Here is a 23,218-nt window from a genome sequence, read left to right on the forward strand (position 1 = left end):
GGCTATAATTTTATAACCGGCTGTTACTGTTTGTTATGATCCCTGTGCTGCGCTGGAAACTTCATCCCAGGCTTCCCAAAGATTGATTCTTTCTGCATATACAGACTTCACCAAAGGAAGGTTATGGCTTCCCAGATGGAAACGCAACGGTGGATTTTCGGCATCTACCATTTTGAAGAGAGCTTCCGGTGTTGCTTTAGGATCTCCCTTCTCATAAGACTGAATGGTCTTTATAAATTCTGTCTTAAAGTCATTGTACACCTCCATGTTCTGGGAAAACTTCAGTGAGTCCTGACTTCCGAATTCTGTAGCATACGCTCCCGGTTCTATAATAGTTACTTTAATCCCAAATTGCCTGATCTCCTCCGCAAGACTCTCATGGATGGCTTCAAAAGCCCATTTGGAAGAACTGTAATACCCAATCACTGGCAATGTAACGTGCCCGAGATTACTTGATGTCCCCAGAATATGTCCATATCCCTGCTCTCTCATGATGGGCAATACCGCCTGAATGACACTTACAGGACCCAAAATATTGGTTTCATATAAAGCACGGATTTCATCTGCACCCGCCTCTTCAATAGTTCCTACCAGCGAATATCCTGCATTGTTCAGTACGATATCCAGTTTTCCGAAATGCTGGTGGGCTTTATGTACGGCTTCTTTTACCTGCTCAGGCTGGGTAACATCCAATGCTAAAGTAAGTACATTATCCCCATATTTCTCTTTAAAATCGGCAATGCTTTCCAGTTTTCTTGCAGTGGCCACCACTTTGTCACCACGTTCCAACGCTGCCTCAGCCCAGATACGCCCGAAACCTCTTGATGCTCCGGTTATAAACCAGATTCTATTTTGCTGTATCATAATTTTAAAATGTTTTTTTGATAAAGCAAAATTATAAAGCCTGTCTCCTGAAATTGTAGTCTAATCGCAGAGCTTTGTAGGCGAATTGAGGATCTTTAATTTTTAAACAAAACCCAGAGGTGGCTATGCAAATAACCCTTGTCAAGGTTTAGAACCTTGACAAGGGTCTCAGATAACGTGTGGTAGCATCCTGACAATGTTATCAATTGTTATTTTGAGGTATTACCATTGAGCAAAAAGTGATTCCTTAAAAATTACAACAGCTCTGCATGCATCTCAATAAAGCACTGCAAAGCTTTAGACTGCGGACCGTCTTTCCTGAAAACAAGAATGGTATTCATGGTTCCCAGCTGCTTGTTGAGGCCATAGGTCTTAATGTCTCTTCCGGCGTAGTATTTAGAAATAATTTCTTCCGGCAGTATGCTGATTCCTAACCCTGCCTCCACGAAGTTGATCACGCCCTCAATAGAATTCAGGGTGGTACTTTTATAGTTCAGAATTCCTTTATGGCTTAACCACGATTCTAATCTTTCCCTGAAAATACAGCCTTCATCAAATACCACAATCTTCAGGGGTTCGTTCGCTATCAAAGTTTGCAGATTCGGACCTTTTGATGAGGTAAGAATCACAAGCTGTTCTTCTTTAATGCAGATTTTCTCCAGTCCTTTGGCATTTACCGGAGCAGAAACAAAAGCAGCATCCAACCTGTAATCCAGAACTCCGGAAAGTACAGCATCTCTTGTATCAGATTTAAACTCCAGCTCTATACCGGGGTATTTTTCGTCGAAACTGGTAAGGATCTCAGGAACTTTCAAAGCCATTGTTGTCTCTATACAGCCTATTTTCAGACAGCCTCTGATATTTTCACCACTCAGAATATTGTTCTTTGCTTCTTCCACCAAATGCTGAATCTGTTTAGAATACTGCATCAGGATCATACCTTCGGAAGTAAGCTCTACTTTCCTTGAAGTACGTGAAAAAAGCTGGGTCTTAAACTCATCTTCAAGACTTTTTATTCTTGCCGTAACATTAGACTGAACGGTAAACATCGTAGAAGCAGCTTTAGTAAAACTGCCACTTTCTGCGACGGCTTCAAATATTTTCAAATCGTTTATATTCATCCCAACTAATCATTAAAAGTGATTGCATTGATTATAATTAATCGTTTCCAGTAATCAAATATCCGTATTAATTTTGAACTGTCAAAAAAAATCAATGAAAACAATTTCAAGACAATTAATTGCAAGCCTGTCGCTTGGCTTAGTGATGAGCAATATGACAATGGCCCAATCCAAACAAAAATTAACTTTAAACAATCACATCATGGAAAACCATCCTATCCACTACAGAAACATCAAGGTAAATGATCTAAATCTGTTTTACAGAGAAGCAGGCCCAGCCGATGCTCCTGCAATACTTCTTCTGCACGGATATCCTACCTCATCCCATATGTTCAGAAACCTGATCCCGATTTTGAGTAAAAAATACCATGTCATCGCTCCGGATCTGCCTGGTTTTGGTTATTCTGATGCTCCGGATCATCAGCAGTTCTCATACACTTTTGACCACCTTGCAGAAACGGTACAGGCATTTATAGACCAACTGGGAATGAAACGTTTTGCGGTTTATATCTTTGATTATGGCGCTCCGGTAGGATTACGTCTTGCCATGAACAATCCTGAAAAGATCACGGGAATTGTTTCTCAAAACGGAAATGCCTATGAAGAAGGATTAAGCAAAGAATGGAATCCTATACAGAAATACTGGAAAGATCCTTCACAAGCCAACCGTCTTGCGCTGAAAGATTTTGTGTCTAAAGAAGCAACCGTCTTTCAATACGTCCATGGTGTTTCCGATCCTTCTCTCATTGCACCGGAATCCTACACCCTTGATCAGAAATTCCTTGACAGACCAGGTAATATAGAAATCCAACTGGACTTAGTAAGAGACTACAGAACCAATGTTGCTTTGTATCCTAAATTCCATGAATATTTCAGAAAACACCAGCCGAAAGTATTATTGGTGTGGGGAAATAAAGATCCTTATTTCCTGCCTGCAGGAGCTGAAGCTTATAAAAAAGATCTGCCGGATGCGAAATTAAAATTTTATGACACAGGCCACTTCGCCCTTGAGACCAATGCTGAAGAAATAGGTGCTGAGATATTTGAATTTATGGGAACGCTGCCTCAATAGTCAATGTAAGTTTTAAACTTTTAAAAAGTAAGCGAAATTATTGTATGAAAACAATCATCATTAAAAACTATGGCGGACCGGAAGTACTGGAGGTAACGGAAAGCCCCATTCCTTTTATAACGGAACCTTCTCAGGTATTGGTGAAAGTGAGAGCAACTTCGGTAAACCCTCTGGATTATCAGGTAAGACGCGGAGACTATGCATCACACTTTGAATTACCTCTCACAACCGGTCACGATATTGCCGGTGATGTTATCACAGTAGGTGAAGCCGTAAAAAAATGGAAACCTGGTGATAAAGTCTATTATTCTCCTCGTTTTGGTGGTACAGGCAGCTATTCTGAATACCATGTTACCGACGAATCCTCATTATCAAGAATGCCTGATAATCTTAGCTACGAGGAAGCAGCAGCCATTCCACTTATTGGAGGAACGGTATGGGAAATGCTTGTGGTAAGGGCCCGGATCAAAAAAGGAGACCGCATTCTCATTCTCGGAGGGGCAGGTGGTGTTGGCTCACTCGCCATACAGGTGGCTAAATCCCTAGGTGCTTATGTGTACACAACAGGACAGCGCATTTTACACGAAAAGCTTCAGCATCTTGGGGCGGATGTAGTCATTGATCATCATAAAGAAAACTGGGTTGAAAAAATACAGTCTTACACCAACGGAAAAGGTGTTGATGTGATTATTGATACGGTTGGAGAAAGCACACTCTCAGACAGCCCGCTTGCTTTAGCTGATTATGGAGCTGTTGTAACGTTGGTTGATATTGCCCAGCCACAGAACCTTATCCACGCCTGGGAAAAAAATGCAACCTATCATTTCGTTTTTACCAGACAAAGCAGGGATGAACTTCATCATATTACCCAATTAATTGAAACCGGACAGATAAAACCAGTCATAGACAGCATCTACCCTCTTGAAGAGATTCAAAAAGCCCATCAGAGAATAGAGGATTCTCAACGGGACAGACCTTTATTAGGGAAAATCGTATTGTCATTGTAAATGAATATAATTCTGGGAAAAAACATTCCGTTCTACTAACCTGTTATTGATCCGTTTTATAGCAAATCATTATATTTGAAAAAACATCTCAAAAATGTTTTCTTCGGATATGGAAAAGAAGTTGGCATTGGAGCATTTAAAGCTTGCAACATTAGATAGTCAGGGATTAACACAGAATACACCGTTCGGAACCGGAAAAGAAGCGGTTCTTCATGCTTTGGAGCATCTTGGATATATACAGATTGATACTTTGTCTATGGTGGAGCGCGCCCATCATCATACGCTTTGGACGAGAATTCCGGACTTTAAGGCAAATTATCTGGATGAACTGGTAGAAGAGCGTAAAGTATTTGAATATTGGTTTCACGCTGCTTCTTATCTTCCAATGCAGGATTTCCGGTATGTTTTGCCTCAAATGCTGACCATCAAACGAGGAGAATCCCGTTACTATAATGCAGATCCAAAAGTAATGGAATATGTTATAGACATCATCCGCAATGAAGGTCCTCAACGGGCAAGAGATTTTGAAAACGAAAGTCATAAAGCAGGAACCTGGTGGAACTGGAAGCCCGCCAAGCTAGCTCTTGAAAGACTTTTTATGCAGGGAGATCTCATGATCAGCGGACGCTCCGGTATGCAGAAGACCTATGATCTGGCTGAAAGGGTTCTTCCCTCTTCCGTTAATACCACAGAACCTACGCCACCTGAGCTGGCAGAATATCTGGTAACAACCAACCTCCGAGCTTATGGATTTACTACGGTGAAGCAGATTACTCATCTTAGGAATGGCAATGATCTGAAAAAGAATGTGAATGAGGTGTTACAAACTATGCTGGAAGAAGACAGAATATCTAAAGTCAAAGTTGATAGAGGAAACTCTGTCTTTGTTCAAAATAATCAATTAGAGAAAACCTTTGATCTGACAGATTCCAAGGTATGGCTGCTTTCTCCGTTCGATAATTCTATTATTCACCGTGACCGGATCAGGCAGATTTTTGATTTTGATTTCCGGTTAGAATGTTATACGCCAAAGGAAAAAAGACAGTATGGTTATTTCTGCCTGCCCATTCTGTTTGGAGATCAGTTTATCGGAAGAGTGGACTGTAAAGCGCACAGAAAGGAAAAAAAGTTTGAGCTTATCCATCTACATATTGAAAACCATACAATAGCCCCGGAAGTATGGCTTCCCCCTTTTGCAGAAACCGTAAAACGTTTTGCAGTCTTCAATAGCTGTGAATCATTAGTACTGACGAAAGTAAGCCCTTCAAAATTGGGTTCTATGGTAAAAAAAGTATTATCCTCCGGATCAAAGCTAAAAAAATAGGCTTCATTGATATTAAAAAACAAATCGCATTATTGACTTAATAATGCGATTTTATTTTTTCAGGAAACCCTGATTAGTTTAATTTCTGATTCGTTTTCTGGACAAAATCATTCCATTGCTGATTCAGATAAGCTACCGCTTTCTTTTTCTCATTTTCATTCAGAGAAGAATAATTAATGGAATTGAAAACCAGTTTTTTCAATGCTTTCACATCCAATTCCCAATATACCTGCGCTACCCAAAAATCATAGCTAAGCCCTTTATATCCGTATACGGAAGGATCATCACTGCTGATGGAACACTGTATTCCATTGCTTAATAATACTCTGGCAGGGTGGTTTCTCATGTCACTTACATACCCCAGAACCTGGTTACTTATAGGACTTACCTCAACCAGTTTGTTCTGTTTTCTGATCTGCTCCATTGTTTTTGGAAAATAGATCAGATTTAGTCCGTGGCCAATTCTTTTATTGTTTAATAAGGCAATATCCAGAACATTTTTATTCAGGGCAGAATTACTTTCTCCGGCGTGAAGGAAAAGAGGCATTTCTACCCCATACTTTTTATTAAGGTCGTTCAGTTTTGACCAGTTTTTCTCAAAAAAACTGATGTTATGTCCTGCGGCTTCATCAGCCACAAGGTCAAAGCCTGAGATCATATCCGGAAATTCTTTTTTCATCTCAAATGCTGTTTCCAGCTGTTTTCCGATACTTTCATTATTAAGAAATTTAAAGCTTGAATAAATCAGCTTCAGGGTGAACTGCGGATCAGATTTGTGTACTTCTTTCAGAATATCCTGCAGATCTGTGATGGTCGTTTTCAATGGATATTTCCCATGCTGGAAATCGTAAAGCTCATCAAAAATATATCTTATTTCTACATGCTGTACTTTATCTTTGATTAAATCCTGAAATCCTTTCAAATAATATTCTTTAAAGAATGGGCGATATGGAAGCAGTAAATTGATACGCTTAAAACGTTTTTCAAATTCAATCCAATAATCTGTATAGGAACAGAGATTATCACGTTTCAGAGTAAGAAGTTCCTGCAATTGTTTTTCAAAATCAGGGTTTGCGTTCAGTTTCTTATCAAGACTTACAAATCCGTTCGGAACTTTTCCTTTCTCAAAAAAAGCCAGCTGTCCGAAAATGAACTGGTCATTATCTTTCTGATCGTAAACATAGCATTCCTGATATTTTCTGGCAGCCGAAATAATCCATTTCACCTCTGTTATCCCTCCACTGTGGGTGTGCAGTAAACCTCCTTTCGGCATGGTCTGTAATATTTCGTACAGCTTACTGTTTTCTATTAAGGGTCTTAATTCATAAAAAGAGCTGTTGTATAAGGATATTTTTTTGGATTCTGTATCACTCAGAAATTGCTTACGTATCTGGAATAGCTTTTTATCCAAAGCTATTTCAGCATCAGACAGTTTTATATCGGCATCAAATGCCATGGCTTTATTTTCTTCTTCAGATACTTTCCAGTTCTGCTGGTAAGCAGAGATTTCGGTTACTTTATTTTGTCCCCAAAACAAAGGTGTTCCCAAAAGTGATATATAAATAAGGTATTTTTTCATCATAATAAATATTGGAGGAGTTTTTTGTATTATCGGTTATGTTCTAACCGTTAAAAGTAGCTTGTTACAGCAAAAATTGTGCAGAGTAAAGCTATTTCAAAAATAAGATTTATTTTTCTGTTAAAAAACTTCAGGAAGCTTTTCCAGTTAAATAAAATTAATTAAAACTGAACCTGTAGATTTTACCTTTCAGCATTGCAAAAAACCACAGCATCATTAAAAATTAATAACACTGTGGTTTCTTGAGTATTAAAGAATTCATTTATCAATTCCTTACTGAAAAGAATTTCTAAATTCCAATGGTGAAATTCTGGTTTTATTTTTAAACAGTTTTGTAAAGGACTGCGGATGTTCAAAACCCAGTTCATAAGCAATTTCACTTACTGAGCGATCTGTCGTGGAGAGCTTTTCCTTTGCTTTTTCAATCAATTTATCATGAATAAACTGCTGGGTACTTTTTCCGGTAAGAGTTGTCAACAGCCGGCTAAGGTAATTGGGAGAAATTCCAAGCTCTTTGGCTGTGAACTGTACTGTAGGCAGCCCTTTTGATATGAGATCATTATCATTGAAATAATCTGTCAATAAAGTTTCTAAACGGCTAAGAATGGTATGATGGGTTATTTTCCTGGTGATAAACTGCCTTTCATAAAACCTTTCAGAGTAATTGAGCAATGTTTCAATATGGGAGATTATAATATTCTGACTGAATTTATCAATCACTGCATGATATTCGTGTTCAATATTTTCTATAATTCCATTGATTGTAAGTTCTTCTTTTTTTGAAAGAAACAGAGCTTCATTCACAGAATAGTCAAAAAAATCATATTGTTTTATGGTTTTTGCCAGTGAGGTCTTCCATAGAAAATCAGGATGAATCAAGAGCATCCAGCCAGATTGTTTCTCCTTGAGACCGGAATCTGCTTCAATCCTGAAAACCTGATTCGGGGAAATAAAAAATAAAGTTCCTTCATCAAAATCATATTCCTGCTGACCATATTTCAGTTTGCCATTCAATCCTATTTTCAAAGAAATCTGGTAAAAATCCAACATCCAGTTAACTTCTCCAATGTCATCAGGCCGTTTGACATCTTTGTAGTCAATCACACTGATGAGCGGATGTTCAGGAGGTGGCAATCCTCTTGAACGGTGAAATTCTGTGATGGTTTTTATTCTTTTTACAGCCCGTCTTTCCATATCTATAAAATTACAAATTGTTTTACAAGTTATTAGCCTGCAGATAACACATATTTTGTGGTTAATAATGTACACTTAAGCAAAAATCAAAGATTTTTAAAAACTTATGTGTACTTATTCTGCGTAATGATAATCTCTAAAGCTTACTTAAGTGTTTAAAGCTTTTGTAACTTTTGTGGTTTTATTTTACCGCAGATCTCACAGATTTTCACAGATGTTTGTGGTACAATACTACACTTCCTCATTTTGGTAAGCAACGGCAAATTCCCTTGCAAAGTCAGCCAGTTTTATTTTTCCTAAAACGGGTGGATGCTGATCATAATCTTCATACAGAATTCCGCTTCTCTGTGCTGCCTGAGTTTCTACAAAGCCTTTAGCCGCCTGTTCATTGAAACCGATATCAAGCCAGCTTTTCAATAATTCCTGATCTGAAATCACTTTCCACTGTAGATCCGGTTTACCGATTGATTTACCCAAAGCTTTTGCAATTTCATTAGGAGAAACCTCATCACTGGCCACATAATGTATTGTCCTTCCATCAAATGGTTGTTCAATTTCCTCAGCTACAGTATCTGCAATATCCAATGGAGAAACCCACGGCTCTTTCTGATCTCCTCCCCAATTGGAAATAATAGCCCCTTGGTTTTTTATCGTATGGATAAACGAAAACATATTGAAATAAATACCAACAGGACGAATGAATTTAATCGCAATATCATCAGGTAATTGTTTCAGAATCTGTTCTACATGATGATGAAAAACAATAATCCCTGTCCCCTGATCCGTATGGGCACCAATACTGCTGAGGTGAACAATTTTCTTCACTCCCGAACGTTCCACAGCAGTTTTGTAATGCTTCCCTATTTCACTGATCTTCCCGATAAAATCAATGTTTTTATCAAATAAATCTCCCGCGGCTTCCATTGTTTCCATTAAATAAACAATGTCTGCTCCTGTAAATGTTTCTGTAAGAAATTCTACATCAAACATACTTCCTATAGCGGCCTTGGCTCCTAAAGCTTCAATAGCAGACTTTCTTTCTGCATTACTGCTGATCACCGTTACCGAGTGTCCTTTTTGTACAAGTTCTTTTGTAAGTGGCTTTCCGATGTTCCCGATGGAACCTGTTAAAACAATATTCATTTCTTTAATTTTTTGTTGATGTAAAATTCCGAAATGTGTCTAAAGAAGATTTCGCCAGATCTATCTTCTTCTTAGCCAAAAAAGCAAATCTGATTAACTGAACTTTTTTCAATAAACAGGCACTTTTTAACACTTTTTTAATCTATATCGGTTGCACTTATTTTGAACTTTACCTACCTTTGTCCCCGGGATGCGGAAAAGATTTCATCAATATTTGTACAGCTTGTTATTTGCATTGCTTACCGTTTTAGGTTGGTATTATGGGCAAATTCAGCAGTATATCTCTACCAATACTTCTTCCGGCCTTCATTTCACCACTGATCTTCTTGTTCACCAGAATAAAAGCAGTGAAGAATCTTTTGCCTTTCTTACCAATCAGGAAGCTCATGATGCTTACAGAGTCAGCCATCCGCGTTACAACAAAATCCGAGCTAATCTTTCTGAAAACGACAATGAAAACGACGACAATGTAGATACTTCCGGTTCTACAGAACTTCTTGCACTTTTCAAAGATGGTTTCTGGCATCTGATCTCAGGTTTCGTCACTACATTTCACAACAGACAAATCGCTGTTTCACTAGCTCAATCAGAACATTTAAAGCCTTTACATGATGATCTGTACATTCAGTACAGGGTCATCAGACTGTGATTTCATAATATTTTTTCCGAAAATTTTTATATGCTTTCATTTCCTATTTGAGAGCAGGTAACTCTATTTTTCAATTATAAATTATTATAAAACAATATATTATCATGGTCAAGAAAAGTCTCATGTATATCAACCTGTGCCTTATTTTCCTGTTTGCCGGCTGTCAGTCTGAAAAAAAGGAAAAAACAGAAGCAGCATCTTTCAACGTTACAAGCCCACTTATAAAAGATACTTTAGTCAACAAAGATTATGTTGCGCAAATCCGTTCTATCAATCATATTGAGCTTCGTGCCCAGGAAAAAGGATACATTCAGTCTATTTATGTAGATGAAGGGCAATACGTACAGAAAGGACAGCTGCTGTTCAAAATCATGCCTAATCTTTATGAATCTGATGTAAACCGTGCAAAAGCAGAGTCTAAATATGCACAAATCGAATATCAGAATACCAAAAATCTTTCCGACAAAAACATTGTTGCCCCACAGGAAATGGCTATGGCTAAAGCGAAATATGAAAAAGCCCAGGCAGAACTTTCATCTATGAATACCCATTTAAAATTCACCGAAATCTATGCTCCTTTTACCGGGATTGTAGGAAAATTACATGTCAGAAAAGGAAGCCTTGTGGATGAAGGAGAACTGGTAACGGAACTTTCCGACAATAGTAAAATGTGGGTATACTTTAATGTACCGGAAGCTGAATATCTTAATCAGATGGATGCAAAAAAGGACAACAAGCCGATGCATGTACGCCTGAGAATGGCCAATGGCAAAGAGTTCACCCAAGACGGTATTGTAGAAACCATAGAGTCTGATTTTGACAACGAAACAGGAAATATTGCGTACAGAGCTACATTTCCCAACCCTAAAGGACTGTTGAGATACGGGGAAACCGGAAATATCGTCATTACCTCGCCTTATGCTAATGCAATGATGATTCCCCAGAAGGCCACTTTTGAGGAGCTGGAAAAGAAATATGTCTATGTGATCGGCAAAGACGGCAAGGTACATGCACGGGAAATAAAAGTAGCTGCTGAGCTGCCCCACATTTATGTAGTTTCTTCCGGGCTTGGAAAAGATGACAGAATCCTTCTGGAAGGTCTTAGAATGGTTCAGGAAAACCAAAAGATTGGTTCAAAATACCAAAAGCCTGAAAAAGTAATGTCGAATCTGTATCTGTACGCCGAGTAACCCTAAAAACAGCATTATGTTTAAAAAAGTAATACACCGACCGGTTTTTGCTATCGTAATATCGGTTGTTATCCTGTTTATGGGGGGAATCGCGATGAAACAGCTTCCTACAGAGCAGTTTCCCAAAATTGCCCCTACCACTGTAGCGGTTTCTATTGCCTACCCTGGTGCAAGTGCAGATGTATTGGTAAAATCATCTCTGATTACCATTGAAAATGCCATCAACGGAGTTCAGGGAATGCGTTATATCACCACAGATGCTACCAGTGCCGGAGAAGCTACTGTAAATGTTGTCTTTGATCCCGGAACAGATCCCAATGAAGCGGTAGTTCTTGTAAAAACAAGAGTAGACCAGGTAATGCCTCTACTGCCAGAGCTTGTACAGAAAGAAGGTGTTGTTGTAAACCCTATTCAGCCAAGTATGCTGATGTACGTAAACCTTTACAGTACGAATAAAAGTATGGATGAAAAGTTTCTGTACAATTATTCTATGGTGAATATCATCCCGGAAATCAACCGTATCCACGGGATTGCAAAATCCCAGATCTTAGGTAGCCGTAGATATGCAATGCGTATCTGGCTGAACCCTGACCGCATGCGTGCGTATTCTATTTCTGTAGATGAGGTGATGAAGGCTATCGGTGAGCAAAGTATCATCGGACGTCCGGGAAGAATCGGGCAGAGTTCCGGTATTGCAGCACAGTCTCTGGAATATGTATTGACTTATAAAGGACAGTACAACAAACCGGAAGAATATGAAAATATCATTGTACGTTCCAATGCTGAAGGAGAAAATGTAAAGCTGAAAGATATTGCTAAAGTAGAATTAGGAAGTGAATTCTTTGATATTTATTCTAATCTTGACGGGCATCCTTCCGCTTCTATCGTACTAAAACAAAACTATGGAAGTAATGCCAATGACGTGATCAGAGATGTGAAAGCGAAACTGGCAGAAATGAAAGGAAACTTCCCTCCTGGTGTTGATTATAAAATAAGTTATGACGTTTCCCAATTCCTGGATGCTTCTATTGAGCAGGTAATGCATACTTTGAGAGATGCCTTTATCCTTGTTGCCATTGTAGTTTTCATTTTCCTTGGTGATTGGCGTTCCACCCTGATCCCTATTATTGCCGTACCGGTTTCATTAATCGGAACTTTCTTTGTAATCCAGTTTTTTGGGTTAACGATTAATCTTGTTACGCTTTTTGCATTGGTACTGGCGATCGGAATCGTTGTTGACAATGCGATTGTTGTCATTGAAGCCGTTCACGCCAAAATGGAAGAAAGCGACATCTCACCTTATAAAGCAGTAAAAGAAGTAATGGGTGAAATTGCGGGGGCTATTATCGCTATTACGGCTGTAATGGTTGCAGTATTCATTCCAATTTCTTTTATGACAGGACCTGTAGGAACTTTCTACCGTCAGTTTTCTATTACTATGGCCAGTTCTATCGTAATTTCTGCGGTTGTAGCTCTTACCTTAACTCCGGTATTGGCCGCAATGTTATTAAAGAATAACCATGGAAAGCCTAAAAAGTCTAATATTTTCACGAAATCTTTAGATGCTTTTAACAGCGGTTTTGATAAAGTGACAGGCAGATATGCTTCATTCCTTAGAAAGATTGTAAACCGAAAAGTGGTAACATGGGGAATTCTGATTGCTTTCTGTGCCGGAATTTTTGTGATCAACAAAGTACTTCCGGGCGGTTTTATTCCTAATGAAGATCAGGGAACTATCTATGCGATTATACAGACTCCTCCCGGTTCTACCCTTGAACAGACCAATAAAGTTTCGAGAACCTTACAAAAAATGTGTATGGGGGTTGACGGTGTAGAATCAGTATCATCACTTGCCGGATATGAAATCATGACAGAAGGACGTGGTTCCAATGCCGGAACCTGTCTGATCAACCTTAAAAGCTGGGACAACCGTGATCATTCGGTAAAAGAAATCATGGAAGAACTTGAAGAAAAATCAAAAGATCTGGGTGCAACCATTGAATTCTTTGAACCTCCGGCTGTACCGGGATTCGGGTCTTCGGGAGGTTTCTCCATGAGATTGCTAGATCTGAACAGAACGACCAATTATCAGGAATTTGATAAGGCTAATAAAGATTTCATCGCACAACTGAAAAAGCGTAAAGAACTTTCAGGAGTATTTACCTTCTTCGCAGCCAACTATCCTCAGTATGAACTGGTTTTTGATAATAATGCAGCCATGCAGAAAGGAGTTTCTATAGGAAAAGCTATGGACAACCTCAACATTCTGATCGGAAGTACATATGAACAGGGCTTTATTCGTTTTGGACAGTTCTTTAAAGTATATGTACAGTCATCTCCCGAATTCAGAAGGCTTCCTACGGATATTATGAATCTGTATGTAAAAAATGACCGCGATGAAATGGTTCCTTATTCTGCATTTATGACCATGAAAAAGACCCAGGGACCTAACGAAATTACCCGTTACAATATGTACAATTCTGCAGCAATCCGTGGACTTCCTGCAGCAGGATATACTACAGCAGATGCAATTCAGGCGATCAATGAAACGGCAGCAAAAACACTTCCTCACGGATATAAGGTAGCATGGGAAGGATTGTCTTACGATGAAGCACAGCGTGGTAATGAAGCTATTTATGTTTTCCTTGTTGTTCTTGTATTTGTGTATCTGGTTCTGGCGGCTCAGTATGAAAGTTTCCTTATTCCGTTTGCTGTACTTTGCTCACTTCCTGTAGGGGTTTTCGGATCTTTTTTATTATTAAAAGCAATGGGTCTTGAAAATGATATTTATGCGCAGGTAGGATTGATTATGATCATCGGATTATTAGGAAAAAATGCAGTTCTTATTGTAGAATTTGCGGTGAAAAGGCGTCAGGCCGGCGATTCTATTCTGGAAGCAGCAGTGGAAGGATCCAAAGCCCGTTTCAGACCTATCCTGATGACTTCATTTGCCTTCATCGCCGGTTTGGTTCCGCTTGTTTTTGCAAGAGGTGCCGGAGCTATCGGAAATCATACCATCGGAGCTTCCTCATTGGGAGGAATGTTGATAGGAACCCTTTTCGGAGTTATTGTAATTCCAGGGCTTTACTACATATTTGCCAAGTGGTCTGATGGTAAAAAAATGATTAAAGACGAAGATGAATCTCCATTAAGCGAAGACATGATCCATTATGAATAAAAGAAAAATATATCAATATACAGGTCTGGCAGTCTTCTTATTAAGCCTTACTGCCTGTAAACCTATAGAAATAGAACAGCGTGCTGAAAATAAAACCGTTCCTGAAAAATACGGTTCAGCAGAAAATGATACCTCCAATACCGGAAAACTGACATGGAATGAATATTTCAGTGACCCTCATCTTCAGGAGTTGATCAGCCAGGCACTTCAGAACAATCAGGAACTTAATATTGTTCTTCAGGAAATTGAAATGTCGAAAAATGAAATCAAAGCCAGAAAAGGCGAATACCTTCCTTCGGTAGGTTTAAAAGCCGGCGCCGGAGTAGACAAAGTAAGCCGATACACCAATATCGGAGCTATGGAAGCCAACACGGAAATAGAACCGGGCAGGGAAATGCCTGAACCCTTATTTGACTTTGGAGTGGGTGCGCAGGCGAAATGGGAAACAGATATCTGGGGGAAACTTCATAATGCAACAAAAGCTCAGGTACAGAGATATCTTGCCAGCGTTGAAGGGAAAAATTTCATGATCACCCATCTGATCTCAGAAATTGCTGATTCTTATTATGAATTACTGGCCATGGATAATGAACTGGTGATTTTGAATCAAAATATCAAGATTCAGAATGATGCACTGGAAATTATCAGGGATTTAAAAAAGAATGCCCGATCCAACGAGCTGGCTGTGCAGAGATTTGAGGCTCAGGTTCTGAAAACTCAGGGCATGCAGTATGATATTCAGCAAAAGATTGTGGAAACGGAAAACAGAATTAATTTTCTTGTAGGAAGATTTCCCCAACATGTAGAAAGAAGTCAGGATTCATTTGATTCTGTTGTTCCTCAAGCCGTTTATGGAGGGATTCCTTCTGAACTTCTGGAAAACAGACCTGACATCAAACAGGCTGAGTACGAACTTGCTGCAGCTAAGCTTGATATCAAAGCAGCCAAAGCAAGGTTCTACCCTTCTCTTGATCTTTCTGCAGGTGTCGGGTTACAGGCTTTTAATCCTTTGTATATCATCAGGCCTCAGTCGTTTCTGTTTTCTCTTGCAGGAGAACTTACGGCCCCATTGATTAACAGAAGAGCGATTAAAGCGGCCTATTACAATGCCAATGCAAAACAGATTCAGGCAGTGTATCATTATGAGCAGACTGTTTTGGGAGCTTATATTGAAGTAGCAAACCAGTTGTCCAAAATTCATAATCTGGAAAGCAGCGTGAACATCAAATCGAAGGAAGTAGATGCTTTAACCAAATCTATTGATATTTCCAATGACCTGTTCAAATATGCCCGAGCCGATTATATGGAGGTTCTGCTTACTCAGCGTGATGCACTGGAGTCAAAGTTTGAACTGGTGGAAAAGAAAGTGAATCAGCTTAAAGCGAGTGTGGCAGTATACAGGGCTTTAGGTGGCGGCTGGGATCAGACTCCTTTGGCTGTTCCTGATATTAAAAAACAATAAATCCATATTTCAATCTTGTTTTCATAAGAAGTCTTCCGAAAGGGAGGCTTCTTTTTTTAGTTAAAAAGACTAAATTAGTTTCTATTGAATATTACAACCTGTAAGTTATTTAACCACAGATTTCACGGATGAACACAGATGTTTGATCATTTTAAAATAAAGCTCCTAATGCCTATTCTGTAGTGAACGTGCTATAAAATAAACAAAAAGTCTACAAAAACAATAGACTTATAGTGTTAACTTTAATTCACACCTTTAAATCTTATTTTTTTATAATTTTTTAACATTTTAAATTATAGTTTAAATAATTGATTAACAAATAAATAAAAACAATACGCTTTGTATTTTTTAAATAGTCTACTAATTTAGTAGGTTAATATGATTTATCTCATACCCTCCTTTTGCCGGGTTCATCAATTATTAAATAATTTTGACCCAGTTAAAAAAACATAAACTTTATTCTCATGAATAAGAACCACTTTGATTCTTACCTATGCACTATCGCGGCAACTGCACAACAACAGTGTTCTGCAGAGCATCGCCTTTCACAGCACACCTGTATTTCTCAAGACATGTGCTTTGATATGATGTGCAAAATGATGATGTCATAACTTGCTAAGAGATACATTCATTACTGTAGGAATGAAAGCCATGAGTTCAGGGCTTCTTTAATCCGGGTACATCTCCTGTACATTTTATTATTCTGTTTCTTATATCTCCCTGAAAAAGGAGGAGGAAAGTTGTTATTGAGTACAGACAGATCAGCAGTAATACACACTTCAATTTTAAACCTAGATTAATATAATGAAAAAGAAACAATGTAAACTTGGTGTATTAGCTGTACTTCTGTTCGCGGAATATGGTTATGCCCAAACTAAAGACAGTCTTTCCAAAGAAACTTCAATAAAGGAAGTGGTTGTGGTAGCCTTCGGGAAGCAGAAAAAAGAAGAGATCACAGGATCTGTACAGTCATTGAAGGCAAAAGACTTGTCTAATCTTCAGAACGGAAATATCCTTCAGGGAATTGGAGGAAAAGTAGCGGGTGTACAGGTAATTTCTTCCGGCCAGCCTGGTTCTCAGCCCACCATCAGAATGAGAGGAATAGGTTCTATCAACGCTTCCAGTGATCCATTAATTGTATTGGACGGTATTCCTTACAGTGGAAACCTGAACAGCATAGCAGCATCAGATATTGAAAGCATTTCTTTTCTTGAGGATGCTTCTTCCAATGCTTTATATGGTTCCAGAGGAGCCAATGGAGTGATTATTGTGAATACAAAAAGAGGTAAGAGTAAAGGACTGAGCATTGAAGCCGATGTCAGAACCGGAGTTAACTTCAGATCTATTGAAGATTATTCTGTGTATACTTCTCCACAAGATTATTATACAGCCTATTATAACAGAGCCAGAATTGGCGAAATAGCCAGATTAAAACAACCAGGAGCAGTTCCTTCCGGAGCCAGTCCGCATGATGTGGGACTTTCAGCATTGAATAAATTAGGATATAATGTTTATAATGTCCCGTTCAGTCAACTTATTTCAAAGGATGGATCTTTCAATCCGGATGCGAAACTATTGTATCAGGACAACTGGAAAAAACTGCTTTTCAGACCTTCTTTGAGAAGAGAAGCGACAGTAGGTATCAATGCCAATGGGGATCAGGTAAAATCTTATACTTCCCTTAATTATCTGGATGATAAAGGGTATTTAATTTCTTCAGGTTTTGAAAGATTCGGGATCAGATCGAATGTAGATTATTCCATCACATCAAAACTGAAGTTAACCAGTGCTTTGTCTTATACCTACAGTAAGCAGGATTTCGGAGAAACAGGAGGCTTTTCCAACCCTTTCCAGTTTGCGAGAAACATTGCTCCGTTTTATCCTGTTTTCCTCAGGGATAACAATTACCAAAGATTGTATGACAGCAATGGAAATGCTTTATACGACTATGGAGACGGTCAGGGACCCAACGGAGCCACAAGGTCTTATGCTGTTTTTGAAAATCCTGTAGGCAATCTTCAGAAAGATAAATCTCAGACCGTAAGTAATATCACCAATCTTAACCTTGGTTTAAATTATGAAATTGTCAAAGGACTCGATTTCACTTACAATTTCGGAGCCTATCTTGAAAATACAAGAAATCTTCAGTTTGGAAATACGGAAGGAGGAACTTCATCTTCTGTAGGAGGAACTATTTCGCAGGGTTCTAATTTTAAATATACCCTGAACCACCAGCAATTGCTTACGTATCAGAAAAAATTGGGAAATCACAGTTTTAATCTTCTTGTAGGACATGAGCTGAACAAGATTAAAGATGATGGTTTTTCTGGATCAAAACAGCAACTTTTATTACCGGACTCCCAGTCTTTTGACAATGCTGTAAAAATTACAGATTTATCAGGCAGCGGCTATGAATATGCTGTGGAAGGATATTTCACAAGGTTATTGTATAATTATGACGGGAAATATTTCTTTAATGCTAATATCCGCAGAGATGGTTCTTCCGTTTTTTCTCCGGAAAGCAGATGGGGAAATTTCTATGGATTGGGGCTGGCCTGGAATATTGCAAAGGAAAATTTCCTTAAGGATAATACGATAATTAATTCTTTAAAATTAAAAGCATCTTACGGACAGCAGGGAAATGACAACATTCTTTTAGGAGGTTCCAACAGAGATTATTATGCTTATCAGGATATCTACGGAATTAATAATTTCGGGGATGACAAACCCGTTCTTTCGCTTAAAAAACAAGGAAATAAGGATTTAAAATGGGAAACTTCCAAAAATCTGAATGCCGGTTTTGAACTGTCACTTTTAAAAAACAGAATAACCCTGAATACTGATTATTTTGAAAGAAAAGTGTCGGATATGATTTACACACTTCCTCTTCCTCCGTCCAATGCAGGTTCTTATGTGAAATATGGAAATATCGGGGATATGACCAACAGAGGTGTTCAGGCCAATCTAAGCGTGGATATTCTCCGTGGTGACGAGTTCCAATGGAATATCTATGCTAATGCCACTCATTATAAGAATAAAATTACCAGATTACCTGCTGAACAAAGAAATACAGGTCTGGTTACCGGCTTGTTTATCCTTACAGAAGGTGGAGACCGCTATACCTATTTCCTTAAAGAGTTTGCCGGAGTAAATCCGGAAAACGGAGATGCATTATGGTATCGTACATCCATAAACCCTGCCACTCAGAAAGAGGAAAGAACTGTCACCAGCAATTATAAGGATGCTACAGATTATAACACTGGCAAATCAGCCATTCCAAAGGTATATGGTGGATTCGGGACAGATTTTACCTACAAGAGATTCAATCTGGCCGTGAATTTTGCCTACCAGTTCGGAGGATATGGATATGATGATATTTACAGAAGCTTATTCCATTCGGACAGCTATGGATCTAACTATTCAACGGATCTGGATAAAACATGGACTCCTGAAAACCCGACTGCTGCACTGCCAAGAGTAGATCTTACTGCAACGAACCAGAACGGAAATTCAACACTTTATCTGATTAAGTCGGATTATATCAGTCTTCAGGATGTCACCCTCTCCTATCAGCTTCCTGATGGTTTTGCACAGCAGGCAGGCTTATCAGGTCTAAAAATCTATGTGACAGGTAACAACCTGTATCTGTGGTCTAAGAGAAAAGGATATGATCCAAGAGCTTCACTAACAGGAGTTTCTGACGCCTACCGATATTCTCTGTTATCAAGTGTCTCTTTAGGCTTTAAACTTAATTTTTAAAAGAATAGAATGAAAAAAATAAAATACTTTATAGCAGCTGTAACCATAGGTTTTATAACCACCAGCTGTGCCAATGATCTCAATACTTTACCGGAAGGTGATATTTCCGGTGAACAGCTGAATAATGATTCTTCCAGTCCGGAAAAAATCCTGGGCGGAATCTATCTTGATCTTCGCAGCAATGGTGCCGGCGGTACTACCGTTCACTCAGATTTTGGAATCATGGGAATCAAAGCAGGTGCCGACCTGATGTCAAATGATGTTATCCAGTCTACAAATCAACATTTGGGAATGTTTTATAATTACGAAGCTACTAATGCCAGCAACATTGCTTCTGAGATTGTATGGACTACTTTTTATGCGAGAATATTTGTGATCAACAAGCTTCTAGATGATTTGGATAAAAATGCGAATGCAAAGAACAGAGCCATTGCAGGACAGTTATTGGCTTTGAGAGCCTACTCTTATTTTTATTTAGTCCGTTTTTATGCCAATGATTATAGCGGTCATCAGGCTGAACCGGGACTTCCATTGGTTCTTACGGCAAAAAATCCCAGCCAGGGACTTCCAAGATCAACTGTTGCTGAGGTGTATGCACAAATCAAAAAGGATATTGAGGAATCTATTACTCTTTTGGATACGTATGCCCGCCCGTCCAGAGCCCAGATTGATAAAAGAACTGCCAAGGCCATTGCAGCTGAAGTATTTCTGGAAACGGGAGATTACATCAAAGCTGCCCAATATGCTGAGGAAAGTAAGCAGGGTGTTGGCCTTATGACAGAAGATGATTATACCACTACCGGATTTTCCAATATCAATAATCCTGAGGTAATATGGGGTTTTCATAATACGATTTCTACCATGAGTATCGGAAATTATTATGCATCATTCTTCTCGATGTTCGATAATACCAATGAAGGATATGCCGGAGCTGCACAGATCCGTAAACTGATAGACAAACGTCTTTATGAAGCAATTCCTGAAACGGATTACCGTAAAAAAGTGTTCAATGGCAGTCAGGCTGCAGCTTATACCTTTAACGGAAAAACAAAAAATTATCCGCCTTATGTAAGCTTGAAGTTTAAGGATCCAACTCTTTTTGAAGGAGATTATATTTACATCCGGGCTTCTTCATTATATTATGTACAGGCTGAAGCCCTTGCCAGACAGGGAAGAGAAGCGGAAGCAAGACAAGTATTATTCGATATTACCTCGAAAAGGAATAAGGCTTATACACTATCTACAAAATCAGGCAATGAGCTGATCAATGAGATTGTCCTTCAAAAAAGAATAGAACTTTGGGGAGAAGGCTATGCATGGTTTGATATGAAAAGATTAAATACCCCTTTAGAAAGAGTATACACAGGAACGAATCATACTTTTGGAAGATTCAACCTTACTCCGGATAAATTCAGATTCCAGATTCCTAATAAAGAAATTAATAATAACCCACAAATCAAGCAGAATGAATAGATAAACCTAAAACAATTTTACATTCAAATATATTCAGTGACGAGGCATCATTTACTAGTAAATGATGCCTTTTTTATTGATAATTACTGAACTGTAAGTTTCTCAAACGCAAAGTTTTATTATTTAAATAATCATTAAAGAAGGCAAAGCAAGCGACAATGTCGCTGATGAAGCTAATGATAATACATAAGCTTAGAAAGAATCAATGCAATTGATTTCCTCTTTGCCTCCTTGTAAAATCATAATAGCAGAATTAAACTTTGCGTTGAATATTCTCATCCTCAGATTTTTAAAATTCACTTATCTGCAAAATATATAAAAACTAAAGGTTATTTTACAATAATATCAGACTTGTAATGATCTTTTAAAAGCTCACCGTTTTTATACAACCTCTGATTAATCACCTTCCCCTTTTCATTGAAATAAAGCCACAGTGCATTTTTTCTTCCTAAAGAATCCAAACGTCCCATTTCTTTCGGCATCTTATTATTGTGAAGAATCTGAATCGGGAACAGGCCTTTCAAATCTTTTAAAGAATCCATTTTTGCAGGAATCAGTTCAGCTTCATTCCCTATTTTGAAAGTATATTTTTTTCCTTTATCACTTTTTAAAGTAAGCTCATCACCCGAAATCTCATATTTCCCCTCTGAAAATGGAGCAGTCAAAATTTGATCGTAACTTATAAGTTTCGTTTTTAAAAATTCAAAGGTTCCGTTTTTTATATACAGTGAATATTCTCCGCCACCGGACTGCAGCTCAACATATTTCGGATACTCTTTATTTTTTTTACAGGAAATAATAGTGAAAAGAAGTACAAAAAGGCCAATAATTTTAATTTTCATGGAAACTAAATTATTAAAATATTTACAATAAAAGAAGAAGCGGAAATACATATATTTGGAAACATTTTAATGCCACCTATATTTCTTACTTTTCAATACAAAAACATAATGACCTCAACACAATTATTCTTCACAGCTTTATTTTCAGCGATACTGTCTGTCAGCGCAACAGCTCAGAAAAAAGATATTTATAAACACAAAATAGACAGCATTATAACGGCTTCCAGCCCGATCGCATTCAACGGCGTTGTCTTGGTTGCCCAAAAAGGAAAAATCCAATATCTGAAATCCAATGGCTACAAAGATTTTGAAAAGAAAATTCCTTTGAAAACAGATGATCAGTTTGAAATCATGTCCAATTCAAAGCAGGTTACCGCTGTTTTGATTTTACAGGCTGCAGAACAGGGAAAACTGAATCTTCATACTCCCATCAAAAAATACCTTCCCTCTCTTACCCAAAGCTGGGCAGACACCGTTACCATACATCACCTTCTTAACCATACTCATGGTATTACGGATATCAATAAACCGACAGCTTTCAAAGCCGGTTCCCAGTTCAAATATGGTAACCTTTCTTATATGCTGTTGGGAGAAATCCTTACAAATACAACGGGAAAAAATTTCACAGAACTTGCCACGTCTCTTTTCAAAAAGCTTAAAATGGATAAAACACTGGTATTCAACACCAAGAATAATCAGGCTCTTGTTCCCGGCTATATGAATGAAAACAATCAGTTTGAAAAGGTAAAACAGTCATTCCTGAATGATAATAATGCTCCTGCAGCTGGTATTATTTCTACTGTACAGGATCTTACAAAATGGGATGCTGCATTGTTTAAAGGAAAGCTTCTCTCTCCTGAGTTTCAAAAACAGATGCTGACTCCTTCTACCAGCTCCCAACACAATGTTTTTGGAAAAGAAAGTATGGGATTTGGGTACAATGTAAGATTTATCAAAGAATCAGGCCTTGATTATTTTGCCGTGACAGGTCTCGGTGATGGGTTTACATGTCTTAACGCTTACTTTCCTTCTACAGATACTACTTTGGTTATTTTAGAAAATCAGATGCCTGAAAAAAGTGAATACTGGAGTTTTAAAGAGGCTTCGATAAAAAACATCGTGTTGAAAGCTATGACATCCAAGTAATTTTAAATAATAAAGATCTGCTCAATTAGAATCATCTGTGGAATATACATTCTTAAACGCAAAGTTTCAATAACTTAAATGGATAAATTAAAGAGGGCAAAGAAATAGCGACAAGGTCGCATTGAAGTTGCATGATTATCACTCGCTTTGCTTTGCTCCCTTATTATATTAAGATTGAAAAGATAAAACTTTGCGTTAAAAAAGAATGAATATCA

General features: G+C 38.2%; 16 protein-coding genes. 10 read left to right on the forward strand and 6 right to left on the reverse strand.

Annotated elements, in window-relative coordinates:
• Positions 1–33 precede the first annotated feature (33 nt).
• Positions 34–864, reverse strand: a complete 831-nt coding sequence (locus FW780_RS06835) for an SDR family NAD(P)-dependent oxidoreductase (RefSeq protein WP_149832806.1) — start codon at positions 862–864, stop codon at positions 34–36.
• A gap of 254 nt (positions 865–1,118) precedes the next feature.
• The gene (locus FW780_RS06840; protein ID WP_149832807.1) at positions 1,119–1,985 is read right to left on the reverse strand and encodes a LysR family transcriptional regulator; all 867 of its coding nucleotides are present in this window, start codon (positions 1,983–1,985) and stop codon (positions 1,119–1,121) included.
• 94 nt (positions 1,986–2,079) lie between these two features.
• Here FW780_RS06840 and FW780_RS06845 point away from each other — a divergent pair, with 94 nt between their 5' ends.
• The 3 genes from FW780_RS06845 (at position 2,080) to FW780_RS06855 (ending at position 5,388) form a co-directional block, all read left to right on the forward strand.
• On the forward strand, positions 2,080–3,057 hold the full coding sequence (locus tag FW780_RS06845) for an alpha/beta fold hydrolase (RefSeq protein WP_167510655.1): 978 nt from the start codon (positions 2,080–2,082) through the stop codon (positions 3,055–3,057).
• A 44-nt stretch (positions 3,058–3,101) separates the two neighbouring features.
• Entirely contained in the window at positions 3,102–4,064 is a 963-nt protein-coding gene (locus tag FW780_RS06850; RefSeq protein ID WP_149832808.1) for a zinc-binding dehydrogenase, read from the forward strand.
• 109 nt (positions 4,065–4,173) lie between these two features.
• A complete protein-coding gene (locus tag FW780_RS06855; RefSeq protein ID WP_149832809.1) occupies positions 4,174–5,388 on the forward strand; it encodes a winged helix-turn-helix domain-containing protein in 1,215 nt (404 codons plus the stop codon).
• A gap of 73 nt (positions 5,389–5,461) precedes the next feature.
• On the opposite strand, the gene FW780_RS06860 is transcribed toward FW780_RS06855, so the two are convergent.
• The 3 genes from FW780_RS06860 to FW780_RS06870 form a co-directional block, all read right to left on the reverse strand.
• Positions 5,462–6,970 carry an amidohydrolase family protein gene (locus FW780_RS06860; protein WP_149832810.1) on the reverse strand — a complete coding sequence of 503 codons (1,509 nt, stop codon included), beginning with the start codon at positions 6,968–6,970 and terminating at the stop codon, positions 5,462–5,464.
• Positions 6,971–7,240: 270 nt separating this feature from the next.
• The gene (locus FW780_RS06865) at positions 7,241–8,161 is read right to left on the reverse strand and encodes an AraC family transcriptional regulator (RefSeq protein ID WP_149832811.1); all 921 of its coding nucleotides are present in this window, start codon (positions 8,159–8,161) and stop codon (positions 7,241–7,243) included.
• Positions 8,162–8,392: 231 nt separating this feature from the next.
• Positions 8,393–9,304, reverse strand: coding sequence for an SDR family oxidoreductase (locus FW780_RS06870; RefSeq protein ID WP_149832812.1), 912 nt, complete (start codon positions 9,302–9,304; stop codon positions 8,393–8,395).
• 190 nt (positions 9,305–9,494) lie between these two features.
• Here FW780_RS06870 and FW780_RS06875 point away from each other — a divergent pair, with 190 nt between their 5' ends.
• The 6 genes from FW780_RS06875 (at position 9,495) to FW780_RS06900 (ending at position 21,015) form a co-directional block, all read left to right on the forward strand.
• Positions 9,495–9,953, forward strand: a complete 459-nt coding sequence (locus FW780_RS06875; RefSeq protein ID WP_167510656.1) for a hypothetical protein — start codon at positions 9,495–9,497, stop codon at positions 9,951–9,953.
• A gap of 104 nt (positions 9,954–10,057) precedes the next feature.
• Positions 10,058–11,143 carry an efflux RND transporter periplasmic adaptor subunit gene (locus FW780_RS06880; protein WP_149832814.1) on the forward strand — a complete coding sequence of 362 codons (1,086 nt, stop codon included), beginning with the start codon at positions 10,058–10,060 and terminating at the stop codon, positions 11,141–11,143.
• Between the two features lie 16 nt (positions 11,144–11,159).
• Positions 11,160–14,321, forward strand: coding sequence for an efflux RND transporter permease subunit (locus tag FW780_RS06885; RefSeq protein ID WP_149832815.1), 3,162 nt, complete (start codon positions 11,160–11,162; stop codon positions 14,319–14,321).
• Positions 14,314–15,783 (forward strand): TolC family protein, encoded by a 1,470-nt coding sequence (locus FW780_RS06890; protein WP_149832816.1) that lies wholly within the window; start codon positions 14,314–14,316, stop codon positions 15,781–15,783. The genes FW780_RS06885 and FW780_RS06890 overlap by 8 nt, the downstream gene beginning before the upstream one ends.
• A gap of 804 nt (positions 15,784–16,587) precedes the next feature.
• Complete coding sequence (locus tag FW780_RS06895; RefSeq protein WP_149832817.1) at positions 16,588–19,542, forward strand: SusC/RagA family TonB-linked outer membrane protein; 2,955 nt, start codon at positions 16,588–16,590, stop codon at positions 19,540–19,542.
• A gap of 9 nt (positions 19,543–19,551) precedes the next feature.
• Positions 19,552–21,015, forward strand: coding sequence for a RagB/SusD family nutrient uptake outer membrane protein (locus tag FW780_RS06900; RefSeq protein WP_149832818.1), 1,464 nt, complete (start codon positions 19,552–19,554; stop codon positions 21,013–21,015).
• A 329-nt stretch (positions 21,016–21,344) separates the two neighbouring features.
• Here the strand turns inward: FW780_RS06900 and FW780_RS06905 are convergent, their stop codons facing one another.
• The gene (locus FW780_RS06905; protein WP_149832819.1) at positions 21,345–21,857 is read right to left on the reverse strand and encodes a hypothetical protein; all 513 of its coding nucleotides are present in this window, start codon (positions 21,855–21,857) and stop codon (positions 21,345–21,347) included.
• A 108-nt stretch (positions 21,858–21,965) separates the two neighbouring features.
• Here FW780_RS06905 and FW780_RS06910 point away from each other — a divergent pair, with 108 nt between their 5' ends.
• Entirely contained in the window at positions 21,966–23,003 is a 1,038-nt protein-coding gene (locus tag FW780_RS06910) for a serine hydrolase domain-containing protein (protein WP_149832820.1), read from the forward strand.
• The last annotated feature ends 215 nt before the right edge of the window (positions 23,004–23,218 follow it).

The organism is Chryseobacterium sediminis, from assembly GCF_008386505.1.
Lineage (GTDB): Bacteria > Bacteroidota > Bacteroidia > Flavobacteriales > Weeksellaceae > Chryseobacterium > Chryseobacterium sediminis.

What these genes read in the sequence shown, in the direction of transcription:
- FW780_RS06835 (WP_149832806.1), bottom strand. Translation starts at nt 864, where the DNA reads ATGATACAGCAAAATAGAATCTGGTTTATAACCGGAGCATCAAGAGGT.
- FW780_RS06840 (WP_149832807.1), bottom strand. Translation starts at nt 1,985, where the DNA reads ATGAATATAAACGATTTGAAAATATTTGAAGCCGTCGCAGAAAGTGGC.
- FW780_RS06845 (WP_167510655.1), top strand. Translation starts at nt 2,080, where the DNA reads ATGAAAACAATTTCAAGACAATTAATTGCAAGCCTGTCGCTTGGCTTA.
- FW780_RS06850 (WP_149832808.1), top strand. Translation starts at nt 3,102, where the DNA reads ATGAAAACAATCATCATTAAAAACTATGGCGGACCGGAAGTACTGGAG.
- FW780_RS06855 (WP_149832809.1), top strand. Translation starts at nt 4,174, where the DNA reads ATGGAAAAGAAGTTGGCATTGGAGCATTTAAAGCTTGCAACATTAGAT.
- FW780_RS06860 (WP_149832810.1), bottom strand. Translation starts at nt 6,970, where the DNA reads ATGATGAAAAAATACCTTATTTATATATCACTTTTGGGAACACCTTTG.
- FW780_RS06865 (WP_149832811.1), bottom strand. Translation starts at nt 8,161, where the DNA reads ATGGAAAGACGGGCTGTAAAAAGAATAAAAACCATCACAGAATTTCAC.
- FW780_RS06870 (WP_149832812.1), bottom strand. Translation starts at nt 9,304, where the DNA reads ATGAATATTGTTTTAACAGGTTCCATCGGGAACATCGGAAAGCCACTT.
- FW780_RS06875 (WP_167510656.1), top strand. Translation starts at nt 9,495, where the DNA reads ATGCGGAAAAGATTTCATCAATATTTGTACAGCTTGTTATTTGCATTG.
- FW780_RS06880 (WP_149832814.1), top strand. Translation starts at nt 10,058, where the DNA reads ATGGTCAAGAAAAGTCTCATGTATATCAACCTGTGCCTTATTTTCCTG.
- FW780_RS06885 (WP_149832815.1), top strand. Translation starts at nt 11,160, where the DNA reads ATGTTTAAAAAAGTAATACACCGACCGGTTTTTGCTATCGTAATATCG.
- FW780_RS06890 (WP_149832816.1), top strand. Translation starts at nt 14,314, where the DNA reads ATGAATAAAAGAAAAATATATCAATATACAGGTCTGGCAGTCTTCTTA.
- FW780_RS06895 (WP_149832817.1), top strand. Translation starts at nt 16,588, where the DNA reads ATGAAAAAGAAACAATGTAAACTTGGTGTATTAGCTGTACTTCTGTTC.
- FW780_RS06900 (WP_149832818.1), top strand. Translation starts at nt 19,552, where the DNA reads ATGAAAAAAATAAAATACTTTATAGCAGCTGTAACCATAGGTTTTATA.
- FW780_RS06905 (WP_149832819.1), bottom strand. Translation starts at nt 21,857, where the DNA reads ATGAAAATTAAAATTATTGGCCTTTTTGTACTTCTTTTCACTATTATT.
- FW780_RS06910 (WP_149832820.1), top strand. Translation starts at nt 21,966, where the DNA reads ATGACCTCAACACAATTATTCTTCACAGCTTTATTTTCAGCGATACTG.